Source organism: Sciscionella sediminilitoris (assembly GCF_000737195.2).
GTDB lineage: Bacteria > Actinomycetota > Actinomycetes > Mycobacteriales > Pseudonocardiaceae > Sciscionella > Sciscionella sediminilitoris.
This window is the reverse complement of record NZ_JALM01000021.1, coordinates 49,925-67,869: the sequence shown is the minus strand read 5'-3', so window position 1 is coordinate 67,869 and position 17,945 is coordinate 49,925. Positions and strand designations below refer to the sequence as shown.

Annotated in this window: 15 protein-coding genes and 1 tRNA gene; 9 read left to right on the top strand and 7 right to left on the bottom strand. The window is 68.0% G+C overall.

The features are described 5' to 3' along the window. Window positions 1-19: 19 nt before the first annotated feature. From AD72_RS11545 to AD72_RS11530, 4 genes are read left to right on the top strand one after another with little or no spacing between them, the layout of a single operon-like run. Window positions 20-529 (top strand): hypothetical protein, encoded by a 510-nt coding sequence (locus tag AD72_RS11545; RefSeq protein WP_031466468.1) that lies wholly within the window; start codon window positions 20-22, stop codon window positions 527-529. Beyond that, entirely contained in the window at window positions 526-2,484 is a 1,959-nt protein-coding gene (locus tag AD72_RS11540) for a bifunctional MFS transporter/dTMP kinase (RefSeq protein ID WP_037345449.1), read from the top strand. The genes AD72_RS11545 and AD72_RS11540 overlap by 4 nt, the downstream gene beginning before the upstream one ends. Next, window positions 2,456-3,637 (top strand): DNA polymerase III subunit delta', encoded by a 1,182-nt coding sequence (locus AD72_RS11535; protein ID WP_031466466.1) that lies wholly within the window; start codon window positions 2,456-2,458, stop codon window positions 3,635-3,637. The genes AD72_RS11540 and AD72_RS11535 overlap by 29 nt, the downstream gene beginning before the upstream one ends. A 7-nt stretch (window positions 3,638-3,644) precedes the next feature. After that, complete coding sequence (locus tag AD72_RS11530; RefSeq protein ID WP_037345443.1) at window positions 3,645-3,932, top strand: glutaredoxin family protein; 288 nt, start codon at window positions 3,645-3,647, stop codon at window positions 3,930-3,932. On the opposite strand, the gene AD72_RS11525 is transcribed toward AD72_RS11530, so the two are convergent. Beyond that, entirely contained in the window at window positions 3,929-5,608 is a 1,680-nt protein-coding gene (locus AD72_RS11525; RefSeq protein ID WP_037345477.1) for a hypothetical protein, read from the bottom strand. The two genes, AD72_RS11530 and AD72_RS11525, sit on opposite strands and share 4 nt — an antisense overlap. Before the next feature lie 130 nt (window positions 5,609-5,738). On the opposite strand from AD72_RS11525, the gene AD72_RS11520 reads away from it, so the two are divergent. The 3 genes from AD72_RS11520 to AD72_RS11510 all read left to right on the top strand — a co-directional run bounded on the left by AD72_RS11520 (window position 5,739) and on the right by AD72_RS11510 (window position 8,770). Further along, window positions 5,739-5,815: transfer RNA gene (locus AD72_RS11520), tRNA-Thr, on the top strand. 440 nt (window positions 5,816-6,255) lie between these two features. After that, entirely contained in the window at window positions 6,256-7,371 is a 1,116-nt protein-coding gene (locus AD72_RS11515) for an MFS transporter (protein ID WP_051898510.1), read from the top strand. A gap of 133 nt (window positions 7,372-7,504) precedes the next feature. Next, the gene (locus AD72_RS11510; RefSeq protein WP_156365139.1) at window positions 7,505-8,770 is read left to right on the top strand and encodes a GGDEF domain-containing protein; all 1,266 of its coding nucleotides are present in this window, start codon (window positions 7,505-7,507) and stop codon (window positions 8,768-8,770) included. Between the two features lie 5 nt (window positions 8,771-8,775). On the opposite strand, the gene AD72_RS11505 is transcribed toward AD72_RS11510, so the two are convergent. Beyond that, window positions 8,776-9,564 (bottom strand): class I SAM-dependent methyltransferase, encoded by a 789-nt coding sequence (locus AD72_RS11505; RefSeq protein ID WP_031466462.1) that lies wholly within the window; start codon window positions 9,562-9,564, stop codon window positions 8,776-8,778. Window positions 9,565-9,632: 68 nt separating this feature from the next. Here AD72_RS11505 and AD72_RS11500 point away from each other — a divergent pair, with 68 nt between their 5' ends. Beyond that, window positions 9,633-10,208 carry a TetR/AcrR family transcriptional regulator gene (locus tag AD72_RS11500; RefSeq protein ID WP_031466461.1) on the top strand — a complete coding sequence of 192 codons (576 nt, stop codon included), beginning with the start codon at window positions 9,633-9,635 and terminating at the stop codon, window positions 10,206-10,208. An 8-nt stretch (window positions 10,209-10,216) separates the two neighbouring features. On the opposite strand, the gene AD72_RS11495 is transcribed toward AD72_RS11500, so the two are convergent. The 5 genes from AD72_RS11495 to AD72_RS11475 are packed head-to-tail and all read right to left on the bottom strand — an operon-like array spanning window position 10,217 to window position 16,247. Continuing rightward, the gene (locus AD72_RS11495) at window positions 10,217-11,938 is read right to left on the bottom strand and encodes an acyl-CoA dehydrogenase family protein (protein ID WP_031466460.1); all 1,722 of its coding nucleotides are present in this window, start codon (window positions 11,936-11,938) and stop codon (window positions 10,217-10,219) included. Then, complete coding sequence (locus AD72_RS11490; protein WP_082468884.1) at window positions 11,935-13,989, bottom strand: beta-ketoacyl synthase N-terminal-like domain-containing protein; 2,055 nt, start codon at window positions 13,987-13,989, stop codon at window positions 11,935-11,937. Before AD72_RS11490 ends, AD72_RS11495 begins: the two co-directional genes overlap by 4 nt. Before the next feature lie 11 nt (window positions 13,990-14,000). Then, the gene (locus AD72_RS11485; RefSeq protein WP_031466458.1) at window positions 14,001-14,765 is read right to left on the bottom strand and encodes an SDR family NAD(P)-dependent oxidoreductase; all 765 of its coding nucleotides are present in this window, start codon (window positions 14,763-14,765) and stop codon (window positions 14,001-14,003) included. Between the two features lie 18 nt (window positions 14,766-14,783). Next, window positions 14,784-16,013, bottom strand: coding sequence for a beta-ketoacyl-[acyl-carrier-protein] synthase family protein (locus tag AD72_RS11480; protein ID WP_031466457.1), 1,230 nt, complete (start codon window positions 16,011-16,013; stop codon window positions 14,784-14,786). A gap of 3 nt (window positions 16,014-16,016) precedes the next feature. Beyond that, on the bottom strand, window positions 16,017-16,247 hold the full coding sequence (locus tag AD72_RS11475) for an acyl carrier protein (protein ID WP_031466456.1): 231 nt from the start codon (window positions 16,245-16,247) through the stop codon (window positions 16,017-16,019). Between the two features lie 320 nt (window positions 16,248-16,567). On the opposite strand from AD72_RS11475, the gene phoA reads away from it, so the two are divergent. Next, complete coding sequence (gene phoA, locus AD72_RS11470) at window positions 16,568-17,911, top strand: alkaline phosphatase (protein WP_425480762.1); 1,344 nt, start codon at window positions 16,568-16,570, stop codon at window positions 17,909-17,911. Window positions 17,912-17,945: the final 34 nt, after the last annotated feature.

The following is a 17,945-nucleotide window of genomic DNA, read 5'->3' as shown; positions in this document are numbered from 1 at the left end:
TGGCGTTAGGCTTGGATTCGTGACGGACCCGCACGTGGCCGAGGACTACGACTCCCCGTTCGGACCGGACGGGACTGCTGCGCCACCGCCCGGTCTGCGTTTCGCCGACCCGTTGGCCGGGCTGGTCACCAGCAACGAGTATCAGGACACCCGCGAGGATTCGTACGGCCGGTACACCGACACCGGCTTGCCCGACCCGAAGTCGTTGCAGGCGACGGTGGAGGCCAAGCTCGCCGAACAGAAGCGCAGGGCGCGCGAAGAGGCCGAGCAGGCGGGGCCGGTGTTCGCCCCCGCCGAGCAGGCCGATGAGACCGAGAAGCCGCGCCAGCGCAGGCCCGCCCGGCCCCAGACCAGGGCCGCGCAGCCGCAACAGCAGCAACGGCGCCCACAGCAGCGCGGTCAGCAACAACAGCGGAACCAGCAGCAGAAGAAGAAGTCCGGCGCTGCGGGCTGCATCATCCCGCTGATCATTTTCGTGATCATCATCCTGTTCAACTTCTACGACAAGATCAGAGCGCTCTTCGAGTGAGCGTGACCGCGGGGCAAGCCACATCCACGACAAGGCGGGTACGCAGTGTGCTCGCCATCAAGCCGTTCCGCAGGCTGCTCGCCTCCTCGTATCTGTGCAGCGTCGGGGACTGGCTGGGGTTCCTCGCCCTCTCCGGGCTGGCCAGCCAGCTGCTGCACGGTTATTTCGCGCAGAACTTCGCGTTCGCCGGGGTAGTGCTCACCAACCTGCTGCCCGGGCTGATCTTCGCTCCCATCGGCGGGGTGCTCGCGGACCGCTTCGACCGGCGCACCGTCATGGTGGTCACCGATCTGGTGCGCTGTGCCCTGTTCGTCTCGATCCCGCTGGTCGGCACGGTGTGGTGGCTGTTCGGGGCGAACTTCCTGGTCGGCTGCATGTCCATGCTCTGGGTGCCCGCCAAGGACTCCAGCGTGCCGAACCTGATGCGCCACCGCGCCCAGATCGAGACGGCGAACCAGGTCGGGCTCGTGGTCACCTACGGCTGCGCGGTGCTCACCGGTGCCCTGCTCTACGCCGTGCTCTCCGGGATCTACACCTCGCTGCGGGTCGGCCAGTCGCCGATGGAGATCAGCGGGCTGATCGTGATGATCAGCGGCTGCTGCTACGCGGTGAGCGCGATCATCATCCGCACCCGCATCCCGGAGATCTCCGGGCGCACCGGAAGGCGCGAGCGCACCGGGGACGGCGAGGGATTCCTGCGGATGCTGCGCGAGGGGCTGCGCATCGCCGGGGCCACCCCGCTGATCCGCGGGCTGCTGCTGGGCATGGTCGGCGCCTTCGCCGCGGCCGGTGCGGTGATCGGGACCGCGCGGCAGTACGCGCAGAGCCTGCTCTCCGGGGAGTCGGTGCTCGGGGTGCTGTTCGTGACCCTGTTCTGCGGGCTGGCCACCGGGATGGTGCTCGCCCCGCGGATCGCGCACCGGATGACGCACAACCGGCTGTTCGGGGTGGCGATCGTGGTGGCCGGGCTCGCCCTTGCCGCGTCCGCGATCTCCCCGCACCTGGTGATGTCGCTGATCACGGTGTACATCGTGGGCGCCGCGGCCGGGATCGCCTTCCTCACCGGGATCACGATCATCGGCGCGCAGGTCGAGGACGAGGTGCGCGGCCGGGTCAACTCGGTCTATCAGTCGCTGATGAAGGTCATGCTCTTCGGCTCGACGGTGGCATCGCCGATCCTGGTCGGGCTCACCCAGCAGCACCGGATCGAGCTGTTCGGCCGGGAGATGATCATGGACGGCACCCGTCCGGTGCTCGGTGGCGCCGGGTTGCTCGCCGCGCTGTTCGGGGTGATCGCCTACCGGCAGATGGGCGACCGGTCTACCGAGTCCATCCTGGCGAACCTGGTGCGCATGGTGCGCGGGCGCGGGGCACGCACCAGCGGGCTGCTGCTGACCGTCGAGGGTGGCGGGGACGCGCTGGTGACCGAGCAGGCCACGCGCATCGCCGAGTGGCTGCGCGCCCGCGGCATGACCACCGTGTTCGTCGGGGACCACGAACAGCGCGCAGGCACCATCGCCGAGACCGCGCAGCTGCGCTCCGCCAAGGCACGGGCACTGCTGGCCGCCGCGGTCCGCGCGGAGGCGGGCGAGCGGGAGATCCGGCCCGCGCTGCAGCAGGGCGCGGCCGTGGTCACCGTGCGGTTCGCCGAGACCGGAGAACGCGAACTGGACGCGCTCACCGACTGGGCGACCGAGCGACTGCGCCCGGACGTCACCGTGCTGCTGGACAACGCCACGGAGACCGGTGCGGAGAATCCATGGCGGGTTTCCACGACCGTCGCCGAGCTCGCGGCCGCCGACCCGGACCGGTACGTGGTGGTGGACGCCGAACAGGAACCGGAGGCGCTCACCGCGGAGATCACCGGCAGGCTCGAAGCGCTCCTTGGTACAACTGAAGAAGACGAACGTGGGAGGAGCGAGGGCAGTGACGAACCGGACCGGCGTCTGGGTTGATCTCGTCGGGCAGACCGAGGCCGTCGCGGAACTGTCCGCGGCCGCGAGCGCCGCGGCGAACGGCACCGGCGGCATGACCCATGCCTGGCTGTTCACCGGCCCACCGGGATCGGGGCGCTCGGTGGTCGCCCGGTCCTTCGCCGCCGCACTGCAGTGCACCGAGGGCGAGGGCTGCGGGGAATGCTCCGGCTGTCACACCGCGATCGCCGGAACCCACGCCGATGTGCACATCGTGGAACCTGAGGGGCTGTCCATCCCGGTCGCCCAGATGCGCTCGCTCGTGCAGCTCGCCGCCCGGCGCCCCTCGGCGGGACACTGGCAGGTGGTGATCATCTCCGATGCCGACCGGCTCACCGAGGGCGCGGCGAACGCACTGCTCAAGGCCGTGGAGGAGCCACCGGACCGCACCGTGTTCCTGTTGTGCGCCCCCTCCGACCATCCCGATGATGTCTCGGTGACCATTCGCTCCCGGTGCCGGGTGATCAATCTGCGCACCCCGCCCGCCGAGGCCATCGCCGAAGTGCTCACCAACCGGGACGGCATCGACCCGGAGACCGCGAGCTGGGCCGGTTCGGTGTGCGGCGGGCACATCGGGCGGGCGCGGCGGCTCGCCAAGGACCCCGAAGTCCGCGAACGGCGGGAATCCGTGCTGCGCATCCCCGGCTCGCTGCGCAGGCCCGCCGATGTGTTCGCCTGCGTGGACCAGCTCGTCGGCGCCGCCGAGTCCGAGGCCAGCAGCATGAGTGCGGCCCGGGACGACGCGGAGAAGGCCGCGCTGCGCACCGCCATGGGCGCGGGCGGTTCCGGAAAGGGCACCGCCGCCGCCGAACGGTCCGCCAAGAGCGCCGAACGCGACCTGGAGAAGCGGCAGAAATCCCGCGCCACCCGGGCCCAGCGGGACAGCCTCGACCTCGCGCTCGTCGACCTCGCCGGGTTCTACCGGGATGTGCTCGCCACCAAGGCCACCGGCGCACACGTCACGCTCAACCACCCCGACCGGGCCCGCGACTCCGCGGCGCTGGCCGGGCAGCTGAGCGCGGCGGGCGCGCTGCGCAGGATCGAGGCCATCCTCGACTGCCGGGAAGCCATCGAACTCAACGTCAAACCGCGGATCGCCGTCGAGGCGATGCTCACCACCCTGCAGAGAGGATGATCCGCACGTGACCATTCAGTACTACTGGCGGCCCGGCTGCCCGTTCTGCATGATGCTCACCCCGAAGATCCGCGGGCTCGGTGTCCCGGTCGAGGAGCACAACATCTGGGAAGATCCCGAGGCCGCCGCGCAGGTGCGCGCGGTCGCCGACGGGAACGAGACCGTGCCCACCGTGATCATCGGGGAGCGCGCCATGGTCAACCCGAGCATCGGCCAGGTCCGCTCCGCGCTCGCCGAGGCGGACCCCGAGTTCACCCCGAAGCCCAGCCTCTGGCAGCGGATCACCGGCAGCTAGCGCTTGGCCCTGCGGCGCGGCAGCGCGGCCATCAGCACCGCGCCCGCGAGCAGCAGACCGGTGCCCGTCCAGAACAGCGGCACCGATTCATAGGCGCCATTGGTGTAGGCGAGCTGCTTGGCCTGCGGCTTCGGTTTGGCGGGCGCGCCACCGCTCGGTTTCGCCGCCCCGCCACCGGGGTTCGTGGTGCCGCACTCCACCCCGCCCGTCGGCGCGTAGGCGCGGGCCACCTGCTTCCCGAGCGTCGCCGTAGCCAGTGACTTCGGGCCGTCCTTCAGCTTGAGCAGATCGAGCGGAAGGATGTCCAGGCTGGCCATGTTCGCGCTCGCACCGAGCTGGTACCCGGAGAACGGTGCCCCGCCCTTGCCCTTCGTCTGCACCTGACCGCTCTGCTTGAAATCCCCGACCTTGAGCCGCAGCAGGCCGAGATCCAGGGAGAACCCGTTGCCGCCCTTGTCATCGAGGAACTTCGCGGCCTCGCCGAGCACCGGGACATTGCGCATCTGATCCAGGTTCATCCCGAACTTCTGCGTGAACTCCTGCTTCACGTTCGGCGGGATCAGGTTCGGCAGCGGAAGCGCGAGCGGCGCCTGGAAGGGGTGCCGCGCGTCCACCTTGATCGGCGGCAGGAACGGCAGCTGCACCTCCAGCATCGGGGCCGTGTACTCCACCTTCGAGGTGTCCTTCTTGCCCGTCGAGGTCACCGTCAGCTTCGGCTGGCTGGCGATCTTGATCTTGGTCTGGATCGGCAGGCCCTTGAACAGGGTCACATCGGCGAACTGGAACGTCGTCGCCGAGCGGACCGCCTTGTTCTTCGTGCCCGGCATGTCCACCAGCTTCACCTGAGACCGCGAGCTGATCAGGTTCGGCGCGCTGATCAGCGAGATCCCCGGGTCGCCATCCTTGAGCTGATCGCCCTGACTCGCCTTCGGAGTCAGCACGGACAGCGCCTGCTTCGGGTCGATGCCACCCTTGGCCGGGTCCGTGCTCACCGCCTTGCGCACCTGATCCGGCAGTGCCGCCAGCTTGCTCGGGTTCAGCACATCCGCGAGCGGACCCGAGCTGCCCGGCAGATTCAGGTTCACCGCGGACAGATTCGCCACCGAGGTCGAGGAGTCCGAGATCGGGCCGTCCGTGCACGGGCCGAGCGTGGGCGAATAGCGCGCATTCGCCGAGCCCTGCAGCAGGCCCACGTTCAGCAGCGGATTCTTCGGCAGCTGCAGACCACCGTGCACCGCCTGCGGATTGTCCGGAAGCGCGGTCTGGCTCAGCGCACCGGGCAGCCGCGGCGAATTCCCCCCGAACGCGAAGCCCAGCGGCGAGGACTCCGCGATCGAACGCTCATAGTTCAGATACGACTCCGAGTTCACCTGCGCACTCGAGGTGCCGAGGCCCGCCTCCAACAGCGGTTGCTTCGGCAGCTGGTCACCCATGCCCGGCATGATCGTCGTGGTGTCCACCAGACCGGGGAGCACCTGCAGATCACCGACCGCCGCGCCCGCGTCCCCGACCGCGTGGCCCAGCGGTTGCGGACCCTGCGTACCCACCACCGGCGGATCGGCCGGATCCACCGGGTGCGGGACCGGAGTCGTCGGGATCGACACATCGGCCGCCGCGGGCAATGCCGTCAGCGAGCACACCAGCACCACCGCCGGCACCGACAGAGCTCTCGGCAAGCGTCCCCTCATCTGCAGTAATCCTCCTCCGCGTGCACAGGGCGACATCGACGCACCCCGCGTCACATCCGAAGTAACGAGCAGGGGCCGCAAGAGTGACGGCGATCATATGAGTACACTCAGCGGTGCTGCCGCCTTAGCTCAGTCGGCCAGAGCGACGCACTCGTAATGCGTAGGTCGGGGGTTCGATTCCCCCAGGCGGCTCCACACACGACCAGGCCCTTTCCGGAATCCGGGAAGGGCCTGAGTCGTGACGTTCGGAAACGTACGAATTTCCGATCGCGAGATTTCGGCCGAGCCCTCGACGATCGATGTGGAACGGTTCTTACACCTTTTCGGAATTCTGAGGACCAGCACGTAACAGAATCCGGCAATACGGGCGAACCGCACCTTGTTTCCACACGTCTCGCGGCTACCGGTGCGGCTTAAACCGAATAGAGCAATTGCTGAGACCGTTTGGCCCGTCTCCAGCGGGCGTACCGCTGAAATGCGCTGGTGCACGAAATCGCATGCTGTTGTTCGCACTGCTGTCCGGCTAGGCTGTCCGCGAGCGGCTGCTACTTACCGTGGGGGTTATGGCGCGTTCGGTCGCCACGCGGTGTTCGGCTGCTGGATCGTGCTTTGATCTGGAGCGGGAGTGATGGGGCATGGCGGCAACGATGCTGGGGGTGTTCGCCCGCCGCGAGTTCCGTGGATTGTGGACCGCAGAGCTGCTGTCGACCTTCGGGGATCAGATGGCACGGGTGGCGTTGTCGGTCCTGGTGTACGGACGCACCGGCTCGGCCCTGCTGACCGGGGTGGCATACGCGGCAACCTTCGTCCCGACGCTGATATCGGGCATGTTCCTCGGGCGGATCGCGGACCGTTGGCCCCGTCGCCGGGTGCTGATCGTGGCCGATCTGGTCCGGGCGGTCCTGGCCTCGGTGATGGCGATTCCCGGCATGGCATGGGCCTGGTTGATCGGATTGATCGCGGTGATCACCGCGATCGGACCGGTGTTCAAAGCAGCTCAGACAGCGATCACGGCCGAGGTGCTTCCCGATGAGTCCGAGTTCAAACTGGCACAGGGGCTCCGGTTCGGCACGGTGCAACTCGGTCAGCTCGGCGGGTTCGCGGTCGGCGGGGTGATCGCGTTGAGTGATCCCGCGCTCGGCTTGTTGATCAACGCCGCGACGTTCCTCGCCTCGGCGGCCTGCCTGACCCTGCTGCGTGCCCGCCCCACTCCGGACACCGGGCAGGGCAAGGCGCCGAGCGTGCGGGCCTTGGTGGCCTCGTCCCCGGTCGTGCGGGCGTTGTTGGGTGTATCGCTGATCCTTGTCCCGTTGATCGTTCCCGAGGCCGTGGCTGTGCCACTGGCATACGAACTCGGTGAGCCGTCCGCATCGGGCTGGATTCTGGCGGCGGCTCCGCTCGGTTCAGTGGTCGGCGTGTTGCCACTGCGCTGGCCGGTGCTTGCCGAACGTGATCGGCAGGTGATGGTTCCCGCGGCCGCGGCAGGTGGGGTCCCACTGTTGCTGTGCGGGCTGCCGCTCCCGTTACCTCTGGTGGTGGCGCTGCTCGCGCTCTCGGGCGGTGCCCTCATGGTCGCCATGACGGTGACGACCAACCTGGTGACCCTCGCGGTTCCGGACCGGGTCCGCGGTGCGATCGGCGGCCTGTGGAACGCGGTCATCTCGATCACCCAGGGGGTAGGCGCCGCGCTCGGTGGCGCGATCGCGGGCGCGAGCACCGCGGCGATATGGACAGGGCGGGCACCATCGTGATCGCCGTCGCCGGCTTGGCTTGGTACCGCACCGAGAACCGCGGCAAGGCCGATGATGTTGCCGAGTCACCGAGGGTTACGGAGGTCGAGGAAGGCAGAGCGTCGTGACCAGCCCGCATCTCGGTCTCGCGACGATGGACCGGTGGCGCGCATCGGTCCTGCTGGCCGTCATTGTCTCGGCCCCGGCCGCCGCGACCGTATCCGCGGTGATCGCCTTGCCCAGCCGCGAGCAATGGCTCTCGTTCGCGATACTGGCCGGACTGGGATTGATCCAGGAAGAGACGTGCACCGCGGTGGAGCGAACCCGCCGCCTATTCGCCGTGCCCATGCCCGTCACGATGACCTCGGTGTGGATGATGGCGGCCGCGCTCACCCTGCCGGTCTCGCTGATCACGGCGCTGAGTTTCGTCCTGTACGGGCACACCTTCGTCAGGTCCTGGCGTGGCACGGAACCGGTGGTGGCCAACCGGGCGGCGTACACCGCCGCGATCGTCACCTGGTCCGCGGCCGCCGCCCACCTCGCGCTGTTCCTCGGCGCCGGGTCGATCGAGCGTTTCGATGTGGCCCAGCCACGGAATACCCTCCTGGCAATCCTCGCGGTCGCCGTCTACATGGTCGCCAATCTGGTCGGAGCGGCGGCCGGGCTCGCCATCCGCGGCGAGTACCGATTCCTGGACATGATCAAACGTCCTGGTGGAACCAACCTGGTTGCCTGCAACCTCATCCTCGGTGTCCTGACCGGCATGCTGCTTCTCGAACGGAGCTGGTTCCTCGCCGGTGTGGCGCTCGTGGCGATCGCGCTGCATCGGGCCTCGCTGACCCGCCAGGTCGAGGACCAGGCGGCCACCGATCCGAAAACCGGTGTCCGCAACAGCGCCGCATGGCAACTCGAAGCCACCCGTGAACTGACCCGTGCCCGACGCCAGGCCGGCCAGTGCTCGATCCTGATGATCGACCTCGATCACTTCAAACAGATAAACGACACCTACGGTCACCCGGCCGGTGATCGTGTGCTGTGGCAACTCGGGCATGTGCTGCGCGCCAACGCACGTGCCGAGGACATCCCGGCACGTTTCGGCGGCGAGGAATTCGTCGTCCTGCTCCCGAAGGTCGGTGCCCCGGAAGCCGCCGCGATCGCGCACCGGCTCCGCGCCGCGATCGCGGCCATGACCGTCGAGGCCACCGACACCCTCGATCAGGCGGTACACATCACCAACCGCACCGCATCGATCGGTATTGCCACCTACCCTGACGATGGAGACACTGTCGAAGCCATACTGGCGCGTGCTGACCACTGGTGTTATGTCGCGAAGCAACACGGACGCAACCGGGTGGCGGGCGGCAGCGCGCCGCCTTATTCGGTCGCCGGCGAAGAAGGGCAACGCGATGAGCTGGGGTAGCCAGATCAGGCCCGCTGCGCGGCGACCACCACGGTGGCGTACTGCACGGTGAAACGGCCACCAGCGGCGTCCAGCACGGCACCGATGCGATCGAGCAGTTCGGCGCGCTCTGCGGCGAGTAGCAGGGTGGCGCTGCCGAATGTCGGCAGCACGTCCAGCCATTCTTCGGTGCTGTACTCCTTTTCCCAGGCGAAGCGCCATCGCTGTGGTTCGCCGAACGCTCCGCTGTGCCGCATGCCTTCGGCGGCTTTGGTGCACAGTTCGCCGTAGGGGTCCTCGCCGCAGGTGGCAATCCGGTTGATCGGCGATTCGGGTAGCACGCTGCGATAGACCTCGGCCATGGCCGCGCCGATCTCGGCTTCGGCTTCGAAGGCGTTCCAGAATACGGCGAGCAGTCCGCCCGGCCCGAGCACGCGCGCGGCCTTCTCCGCACCCGCGACCGGGTCCACCCAGTGCCAGGTCTGCCCGGCGACCACGGTGTCGAAGGTCCGCGCACGGGGTTCCCATTCTTCGAACTTCGCCACCTCGACGGCGACCCCGCTGCTCCTGGCGAACTCCGCCATCCGTTCGTCTGGCTCGACACCGAGGATTTCGGCACCGGTCCGTTCGAGCTGGCGGGCCACGATCCCGGTTCCGGTGCCGACATCGAGCACCTTCGCACCCGGGCTCTCGGCGCGGACCCGTTCGATCAAGGCGCCGGGATAGCGCGGCCGGGTCCGGTCGTAGCGTTCGGCCTCGGCTCCGAAGGACTCGGCGACCAGCCGGTATTCATGCGACTCCGGTAAAGTGGGCATGCGCCCACATTAGTGGGCGCATGCCCACTCGTCGACCGAGGTTCGCGAGGAGCGAAGGAGGCCGAACCGTGCCGACCGGGGTGGCCATGCGGGATGTCCGCGAGCAGCTGTTCGAGGCCGCCGAGCGGATCCTGCTGCGGTCCGGGCCGAGCGCGTTGACCAGCAGGGCGCTCACCGAGGAGGCGGGCTGCGCGAAAGGGGTGCTGCACCGGCATTTCGCCGATTTCGACGCGTTCCTTGCCGAGCTCGTGCTGGACCGCAGGGACCGGATGACCACCGAGGCCGCGACGCTGAGCGCGCGGGCGGGCAGCGGCACGGTGGCCGGTAACCTCGCCGATTTCCTCGGTGCCGTGTTCGGTCCGGTGGCGATGGGCATCCTCGCCCTGGTGAGTTTCCGGGACGAGCTGCGGGCGCGCCTGCGTCAAAGCTGGCCGTCCGGTGTACCGCTGCTGACCGACGCGGCCACCATGACCGCCGACTACCTGAGCGCGGAACAGGCGATCGGCAGGGTCGGCGTGGAGGCCGAGGTGACTACGGTGGCTCCGATGCTGATCGGTGCCGTCCATCTGCTGTTCGCCGACCGGGAGGCGGGCCCGCCGGACACCGAGTCGGTACGGAGGACGATCACGAGCATGCTCCGCTGACCCTGCCGTCAGTGCAGGAGCGCGGAAAGGCTCTGCACGTAGTCGCCGCGCCCGATGAACGCGTCGACTCGCCCCGGTGGGACGGCGAGCCCATCGATGAGCGAATCGAGCCTGTGGAGAAGTTGTCCACAGGCTGCGGTGTGTTCGGTGTGCAGGCTGTCGAGGTCGCCGCACCGCATGGTGCCGTTGTTGAGGTGCCAATCCGCCGATTCGAGCAGCACGTCGATGCCGTACACCCGGCGCACCGTCCACAGCAGGTCCCGCCAGGTTCGTTCGGCGGTTTCCCAAGCCGTTTCGAGTTCTTCCAGAATCCGGCGCTGCAGGTGGACCCGGGCGAGCGTTTCGATACCGGGCAGGTCCGCGTCCGGATCCGCGCGGTTGCACAGCTGCTCGGCGAGCGTGCGTTCGCGCAGGCGCACGTACGGCAGGGCGGGAAACGGTTCGCGTTCGACGGTTGTGGATACCGTGGCTGTGGATATCTCGGTCCTGTCCACAAGCTGGTTGCCGACCTCGAGCAACAGCAGCCGAGTGTCGCCGCCCGCGCTGTGGAAGCTGTGCGCCATGCCTTCGTATCCGATGATCCGGTTGGCGTGCAGCACCCCGTGTAACCCGCACAGGCGCCGACCGGTGGCGCCGACGGTCTCGAGCGTGTCCGCGGCGGCCACCTTGGCCAGCGTCCGGTCGTGACCGGCGGTAAGCCACGGCGCATGCCCGGCATCGACGGAGGTACCGGCCGGGCCCGCACCGGTGTTCCGCTCGGCGATGAAGTCGCGGCGCACCTTGCCGACGTAGTACCCGGTGGCGTAGGTGCGCGCGAGCATCGAGGCCAGCTCGCCGCTGTGGGTGGGAAAGTCGAGTACCGGCTTGCCCTCCCGACCGACCCGCCGTTGCCCGCAGTACCGGGCCACGGTGCTCGCCGTGGCCCGGGTGGCCGCCGAAAGCGCGACGGCGGCCGCGACCACGGCGGCATTCACCCCGCCGAGCGAGCGGGCAAGCCGCTGTTGCGCGGAAAGGGGATCGCGGAAACCGTCCTCGGTCAGCGAGGCATTGTCGGAAAGCCAGTGATCGAACGGGATTTCTGCCTGTTGGAAGCGGATCAGCGCGTAGTCGAGCGGAACGGGCCCGCTTCCGGGCAACCGGGCCGTGCTCGCCCGCGGGTGCGGGAACCGGAACGCGAAGGCATGTGTTCCGTGGTCGGTGTCCCCGTCGAGCAGCCTGGCGTTCACGACGGCGGTGCGCGCGACCGCGGGCCACCCGACATTGCCCATGATCTTCAGCGCGGCATCATCGGGAGTGTGCAAGGTGAACCGGCCGGTTTCCCGGTGATAGCGGGCCTCGGTCCGAACATTGACCTGAGACCCGCCGCACCCGAGTTCGGTGACCAGAATCGTGCCGGGGGCCCGCATGGCGTCGAGTTCGGCGAGCAGTCGCTCGAGTTCCGCTCCCGGATGGCCGCATTCCAGCAGGGCGGTCGTCGCCACTCCATAGTGGACCATCGCGGCGTGCATGACCGCCGGATCGACGGTACCCGCCCACTCCATCCCGGCGAGCATCCGATGTGGATCGCCGTGGATTTCGGTCGCGGGTCCGAGTGCCCGTCCGAACGCCTGCAGCCGGGTATAGGTGGTGTTGATGCCCGTGCGGTTCCGGTCGAATTCCGGCCTGTCCAGCAATTCGTCGAGCTCGGCCCAGATGGCGAGCCGATCCCGCAGCATCGGGTCGACGGTCATGACACGAGCACCTCGGTGTACCAGTAGCGGCGAAGATTCCAGCGGCGCCGGGAAATGCGCGCACGGGCGGACTTCTGGTCCGGTGCCTCGGCGAGGATGGCGTGGGCGTTCGCCCCGGAGAGGCCGAACGAGGAGACGGCGGCACGGCGTTCCCCGATGTCCGGCCAGGGCTCGACGCACGGTGGCACGTGCAGGGCGGAGTTTTCCCAATCGATGGCCGGTACCGGTGTTCCCTGGTGCAGAGAAGGCGGAATCCATCCGTGCCGGAGCGCGAGCACGGTCTTGATCAGTCCGGCGAGGCCCGCAACGGGTTCGAGGTGTCCGATATTGGTTTTCACCGAGCCGACCAGACAGGGTTGCGGGTTCCCGCCGTACACCTCGTGCAGCGCACCGAGTTCGATCTCGTCGCCGCGTTTGGTTCCCGGTCCGTGGGCCTCGACATACCCGATGTCGCCGGGGCGGCGTCCGGCATCCGCGAGTGCGGCGCGCATCATGCGGATCTGCCCGGATCGGCTGGTGGCCACGATATTGGCCCCGGAGCGGCCGTTGGCATTGATGGCCGACCCCTCGATGACGGCGTGTATCGGATCGTTGTCCCGCATGGCCTCGCTGAGCCGTTTGAGCACGAGCACCGCGACACCTTCGGCACGCGCGTACCCGTCGGCCTCGGTACCGGCGAAGGCCGAACGTCCGTTCGGGGACAGGGTCTTGGCCAGTCCGAGTGTCGGCCCGGAAGCCGGATCGAGGATCAGATGGGTCCCTCCGGCCAGCGCGGTGTCCGCTTCGCCGTCGCGCAGCGCCTGACAGGCCGCGTGCACGGCGGTCAGGGATGCCGAACACGAGGTGTCGAGCACGATGCTCGGGCCCTGGAAGTCGAAGAAATGCGAGACCCGTCCGGCGAGGAAACTCTTGAGCCCGCCGCCGGAAAGGGAGTACATGTTCGGATTCACCGCGGAATTGGCCAGCTCCCAGTAATCGGAGTGGCTTTCCCCGACCCAGACCCCGGTGCGCGCTCCGGCGAGCTCGCCCGCCGAGAGCCCCGCATCGTCGATCGCTTCCTGGGTGACCATGAGCAGCAATCGCAGCCTCGGATCGGAGCGATGTGCCTCCCGGCTGGTGAATCCGAAGTGAGCGGCATCGAATCCCTCGACATCACTGAGGAATCCGCCGTATCGCATGACCGGATCGCGGCTATCGGTGCACCGCCCGCTCGGTACCGGTACCACCGCATCCTCGCCGTCGCGGAGCAGCCGCCAGAACGCGTCCGGATCCCCGGCTCCTGGCAGGCGGCAGGCCATGCCGACCACGGCGACCGGATCGGTGGACCGCGCGGCCGCACCACCGTCCCGCGCGACGATCTCGGCGATCCGGGTGCCGCATTCGGTCACGGTGAAATGACCCGCGTCGAGCAGGTGCAGCGACACCTCCTCGCTCGTGCTCTCCCGCCAGTGCAGAATGTCCCCGAAATCGAACAGCGGATCCCGGGTTCCGCAGATCGCGGTGATCGGACAGGAAAGGAGCTGCCCGGAAGGGCGATAGGTGCCGATCGCGGTCGCATCGGCGCGCACCACATCGACGTTGGCGCGAATGGCTTCGCGGGCCGATTCCGGCGCTCCGCCGAGCGCGATGACTTCCTCGACCACGTCCGCATCGGCCAGGCCGTGCAAGGAGGAGAAGCGGCGCGGCGGAAGGTGGGGCGGTGGCGCGGAAACGGCGAACAATCGCGCGGGACCGGGAAGTCCGCGCTCGGCAAGGGTACCGGCGACCGCATGGGCCAGCCAGGCTCCCATGGAATGACCGAGGAAACAGTAGTTCCCGGTGAGCAGTGGAATGACCTCGTCGACGATACCCTCGGCCAGTTCGGCAAGGGAGCGGACGAGTGGTTCACCGGCACGATCCCCGCGCCCGGGCAAGGCCAGCGGTAGCACTTCGATTCCCGGGATATGCCAGCGATCAAACAGGGCGGGCGGCGCTCCGGAATACGGGAAGCACAACAGTCTGCGTGCCGCTTCGGGGTTGGGCTGATACCGCAGCCAGGCAGTGGAAGACACAGGAAACCTTTCTAGAACTGGCTGAAACCGCCGTCGAGGCTGAACGCCGTGCCGGAGATCGCGCCGGACTGCGCGGACACCAGGGTGGCGACGAGTACCGCGACCTCGGCCGGTTCCACCATGCGCCCGAGATCGCCGGTGTAGTGGGCGGCTGCCTCGCCGAAATCGGCCCCGCTGTTCTCGATAGCGTTCCGCAGCGCACCGGAAACCATTTCGGTGTCGGTGATTCCGGGGCAGACGGCGTTCACCGTGACACCGCGCGCGGTGACCTCCTTCGCGAGGGTCTTGGTGTAGCCGATCAGCGCGTGCTTGGCCGTGGTGTAGCCGACCAACCCCGCGACACCGGTCTTGCCCGCCAGCGAGGACATGTTGATGATCCGACCGTAGCCGCGCGGCAGCATGTGCGGCAGTGCCGCGCGACAGGCCAGGAAAGCGGAGTTGACGTTGAGATCGAAGGCACGGGTGAGCGCCTCGTCGTCCTGCTGTTCCACCAGCCTGCCGTCATCGGTAACGCCACCCGCGCTGTTGATGAGCACATCGATCCGCCGGTGCTCGTCGACGGTCTCCTCGATCAGGCCCACGATCTGCCGCGGATCGGTGACGTCACAAGGGATGTAGCGGGCACGTTCCCCGGATCCGAGCCGGGCGACCGCCTTGCGGCCGCGCTCGGCGGATCGGCCGGACATGACGACCGTGGCACCCTCCTCGTGTAGCTTTTCGGCGCAGGCGAGGCCGATCCCCGCGGTACCTCCGGTAATGACAGCGATCTGTCCCATCGCTTCCTCTCTGCCGTCTCAGGTGGTGAAGACCAGGACAGCGTTGTGGCCGCCGAACCCGAAACTGTTCGACAGCGCGGTATCGAATCGAGTGCGGCGAACCCTCTTGGTCACGAGATCGAGCCCCTGCGCCCGGTCACAAGGGTTTTCCAGATTCGCCGTCGGCGGGATCGCCTGGGCACGCAGGGCGAGCGCGGTGTACGCGGCTTCGATCGCCCCCGCCGCACCGAGTGTGTGCCCGGTGACTCCCTTCGGCGCGGTCACCATCGCTTCCGGGAGCAGTTCGGCGAGCACCGCGGCCTCGATGGCATCGCCGGTCGGTGTCGAGGTCGCGTGCGCGTTGACGTGCGCGACCTCCTCCGGGGCGAGTCCGGCATCGTGGCAGGCGGCCCGGATCGCCGCGCGCGCCCCATGGCCCTTCGGATGCGGGGCGGTGACGTGGTACGCATCGGAACTGGCCCCGTAACCGGCTAGCTTCGCGAACGGCTCGGCACCACGCGCCCGCGCATCCTCGATCCGTTCGAGCACAAGGATTCCCGCCCCTTCGGCCATCACGAAGCCATCGTGTTCGCGATCGAACGGACGGCAGGCGGCGGACGGTTCCCGGTCCACGCCCCGGGCCAGGGCACGGATCTTGTTGAACCCGGCGATCTGCAGCGGGGTCACGCCCGCATCGGTACCGCCACAGACCACGATGTCCGCCATACCCGAACGCAACAGCCCGGCCCCGATCCCGATCGCGGTCGCCCCCGAGGCGCAGGCCGTAGAGGCGACCATCGTCGGCCCGGTCGCCCGCAGTTCGATGGAGAGGATTCCGGCGACCATGTTCACCAGGCCCTTGGGCAGAAAGCGTGCGTTCACCGCGTCCGCGCCACTGTTCAGCAGTGCGGCGTGGTTTTCCTCGAACGTCTGCGTTCCACCGAACGCGGTCCCGATGACCACGGCCACCCTGGCTTCCGCGATGACCTCCGGGGACAGCCGAGCCTCATTGACCGCGGCACGTGCGGCCACCAGGGCCAGCTGGGTGCTCCTGTCGTACTGCCTGGCGACCCGGCGCCCGAGCAGCCGGTCGGCATCGAAGGAATCCGGCACGGTGCTGGCGAGGCCGACCGGTGCGTCGTCCAGCTTCTCGGTCAACCGCGCGGTCGGCTGGGCCGAGCACAGCCAGGTCCAGTTCGCCGCACGGCCCAGTCCCGCCGGAGTGACCAGTCCAATCCCGGTGATCGAAACAGCTGAATTCCCCGCCATCAGCTACGCGTCCACTTTGGCTGTGACAGCGCTTATCACCTGGGAAACGGTGTTCTTTGTCGTGAGCTCTTCATCGTCCATCGCGATTCCGAACTTCCCTTTGATAATATCGATCAGCTCGATCGTCCCTACCGAGTCCACGCCCATATCGTCGAGTGTCCGGCCGAGTTCTATTTCCTCGACATCGAACTCTTCCCGAAGAATAGTAGTGAGTTCCCCTGCAACATCCGGCATATGACCACCTATCGAATAATCATTTCGAAAACCATCGTGACCTGGCACTTATTTCATGTCCACCACGCGTTCCGCGCGACGGAACGACAATCATCGGCGCGGTGGAATTCGGACTGCGACGGCCACCCGGCCGTGGTGTCGTAACAGACCGTGTACGTGCGGCTCGACCTGGTGTTTTCGCGCGCTGTTCACCGGCCCGTGGCGCATCGGCCACCGAAATGCCCGATTCAGCACAGGTGCGCGGTAGATGCTTCGGCGCGGAGAACAATCCGATAGCGGAGGTTTTGATGACAGTGTCGATTCGCCGACGGTGGATAGCCGTGGCGGCGGTCGGATTCGCGGTCGCGGTCGGGGCACCGGTCGCCATCGCGCAGACCGGTGCGAACGGGCCACAGCTCAAGGCATCGACCGGGGACCGGACCAGCGAGGTGCGGCAGGCGATCCAGGGCGGCAAGGCGAAGAACGTGATCCTGTTCCTCGGCGACGGGATGGGGGATTCGGAGATCACCAGCGCGCGCAACTACGCACGCGGGGCCGCGGGCAGGCTGAACATGGACGAGCTGCCGCTCACCGGTTCCTACACGACTTACTCGGTGCAGCGCAACGATCCGTCCACTCCGGACTATGTCACCGATTCCGCCGCGTCCGGCACCGGTTGGGCGACCGGTCAGAAGACCTACAACGGTGCGATTTCCGTTGACGCGTACGGGAATCCTCAGCCTAGCGTGCTGGAACTGGCCAAGCGCAACGGTTACCGGACCGGGGACGTGACCACCGCCGAGGTGCAGGACGCCACCCCCGCGGTGCTCGGCTCGCACGTGGTGGACCGGGACTGCAAGGGGCCGGACGAGACGAGCAAGAAGTGCGCGGCCAACGCCAAGGAAAATGGCGGTGCCGGTTCGATCGCCGAGCAGCTCGTCCAGACCCGCCCCGATGTGCTGCTCGGCGGCGGCTCCGAGTACTTCGACCAGCAGGTCAAGGCCGGAAAGTTCAAGGGCAAGACCGTGCTCGATCAGGCCAAGGCGGCCGGATACCAGACCGCGAGCACCGGCAAGGAACTCGAGAAGGCTCCCAAGGACAAGCCGGTGCTCGGCCTGTTCGCCAAGAACGACCTCGAACAGCAGTGGTCCGGCCCGGCCGCGAAGGTCGGCGGCACGAAACCCAGCAAGTGCGAGCCGAACAAGAAGCTGCCTTCCGGCCAGCCGAGTCTCGCGGACATGACTCGCAAGGCGATCGGCAATCTGGAGAGCAAGAAGGGCTTCTTCCTTCAGGTCGAGGGCGCGAGCATCGACAAGCGCGACCACGCCGCCGATCCGTGCGGCCAGATCGGGGAAACGGTCGGCTTCGACGACGCGGTGGCCGCGGGTATGGCGTACGCGCGCAGCCACAAGGACACCCTGGTCCTCGTCACCGCCGACCACGGGCACAGCAGCCAGATCATCCCGAACGACGCCAAGAGCCCGGGGCAAACGGCAACCCTGATCACCAAGGAGGGGGCGCCGATGACGATCAACTACGCCACCAACACCCCTGGTGAATCGCAGGAGCACACCGGCACCCAGGTGCGCGTCGCCGGGTACGGACCGCAGGCGGCCAACATCACCGGGCTGACCAACCAGACCGACATGTTCTCCACCATGCGCCGGGCGCTGGCCCTGCACTGAGCCGAGCCGCTCGGCGCTCATACCTCCTTGCCAA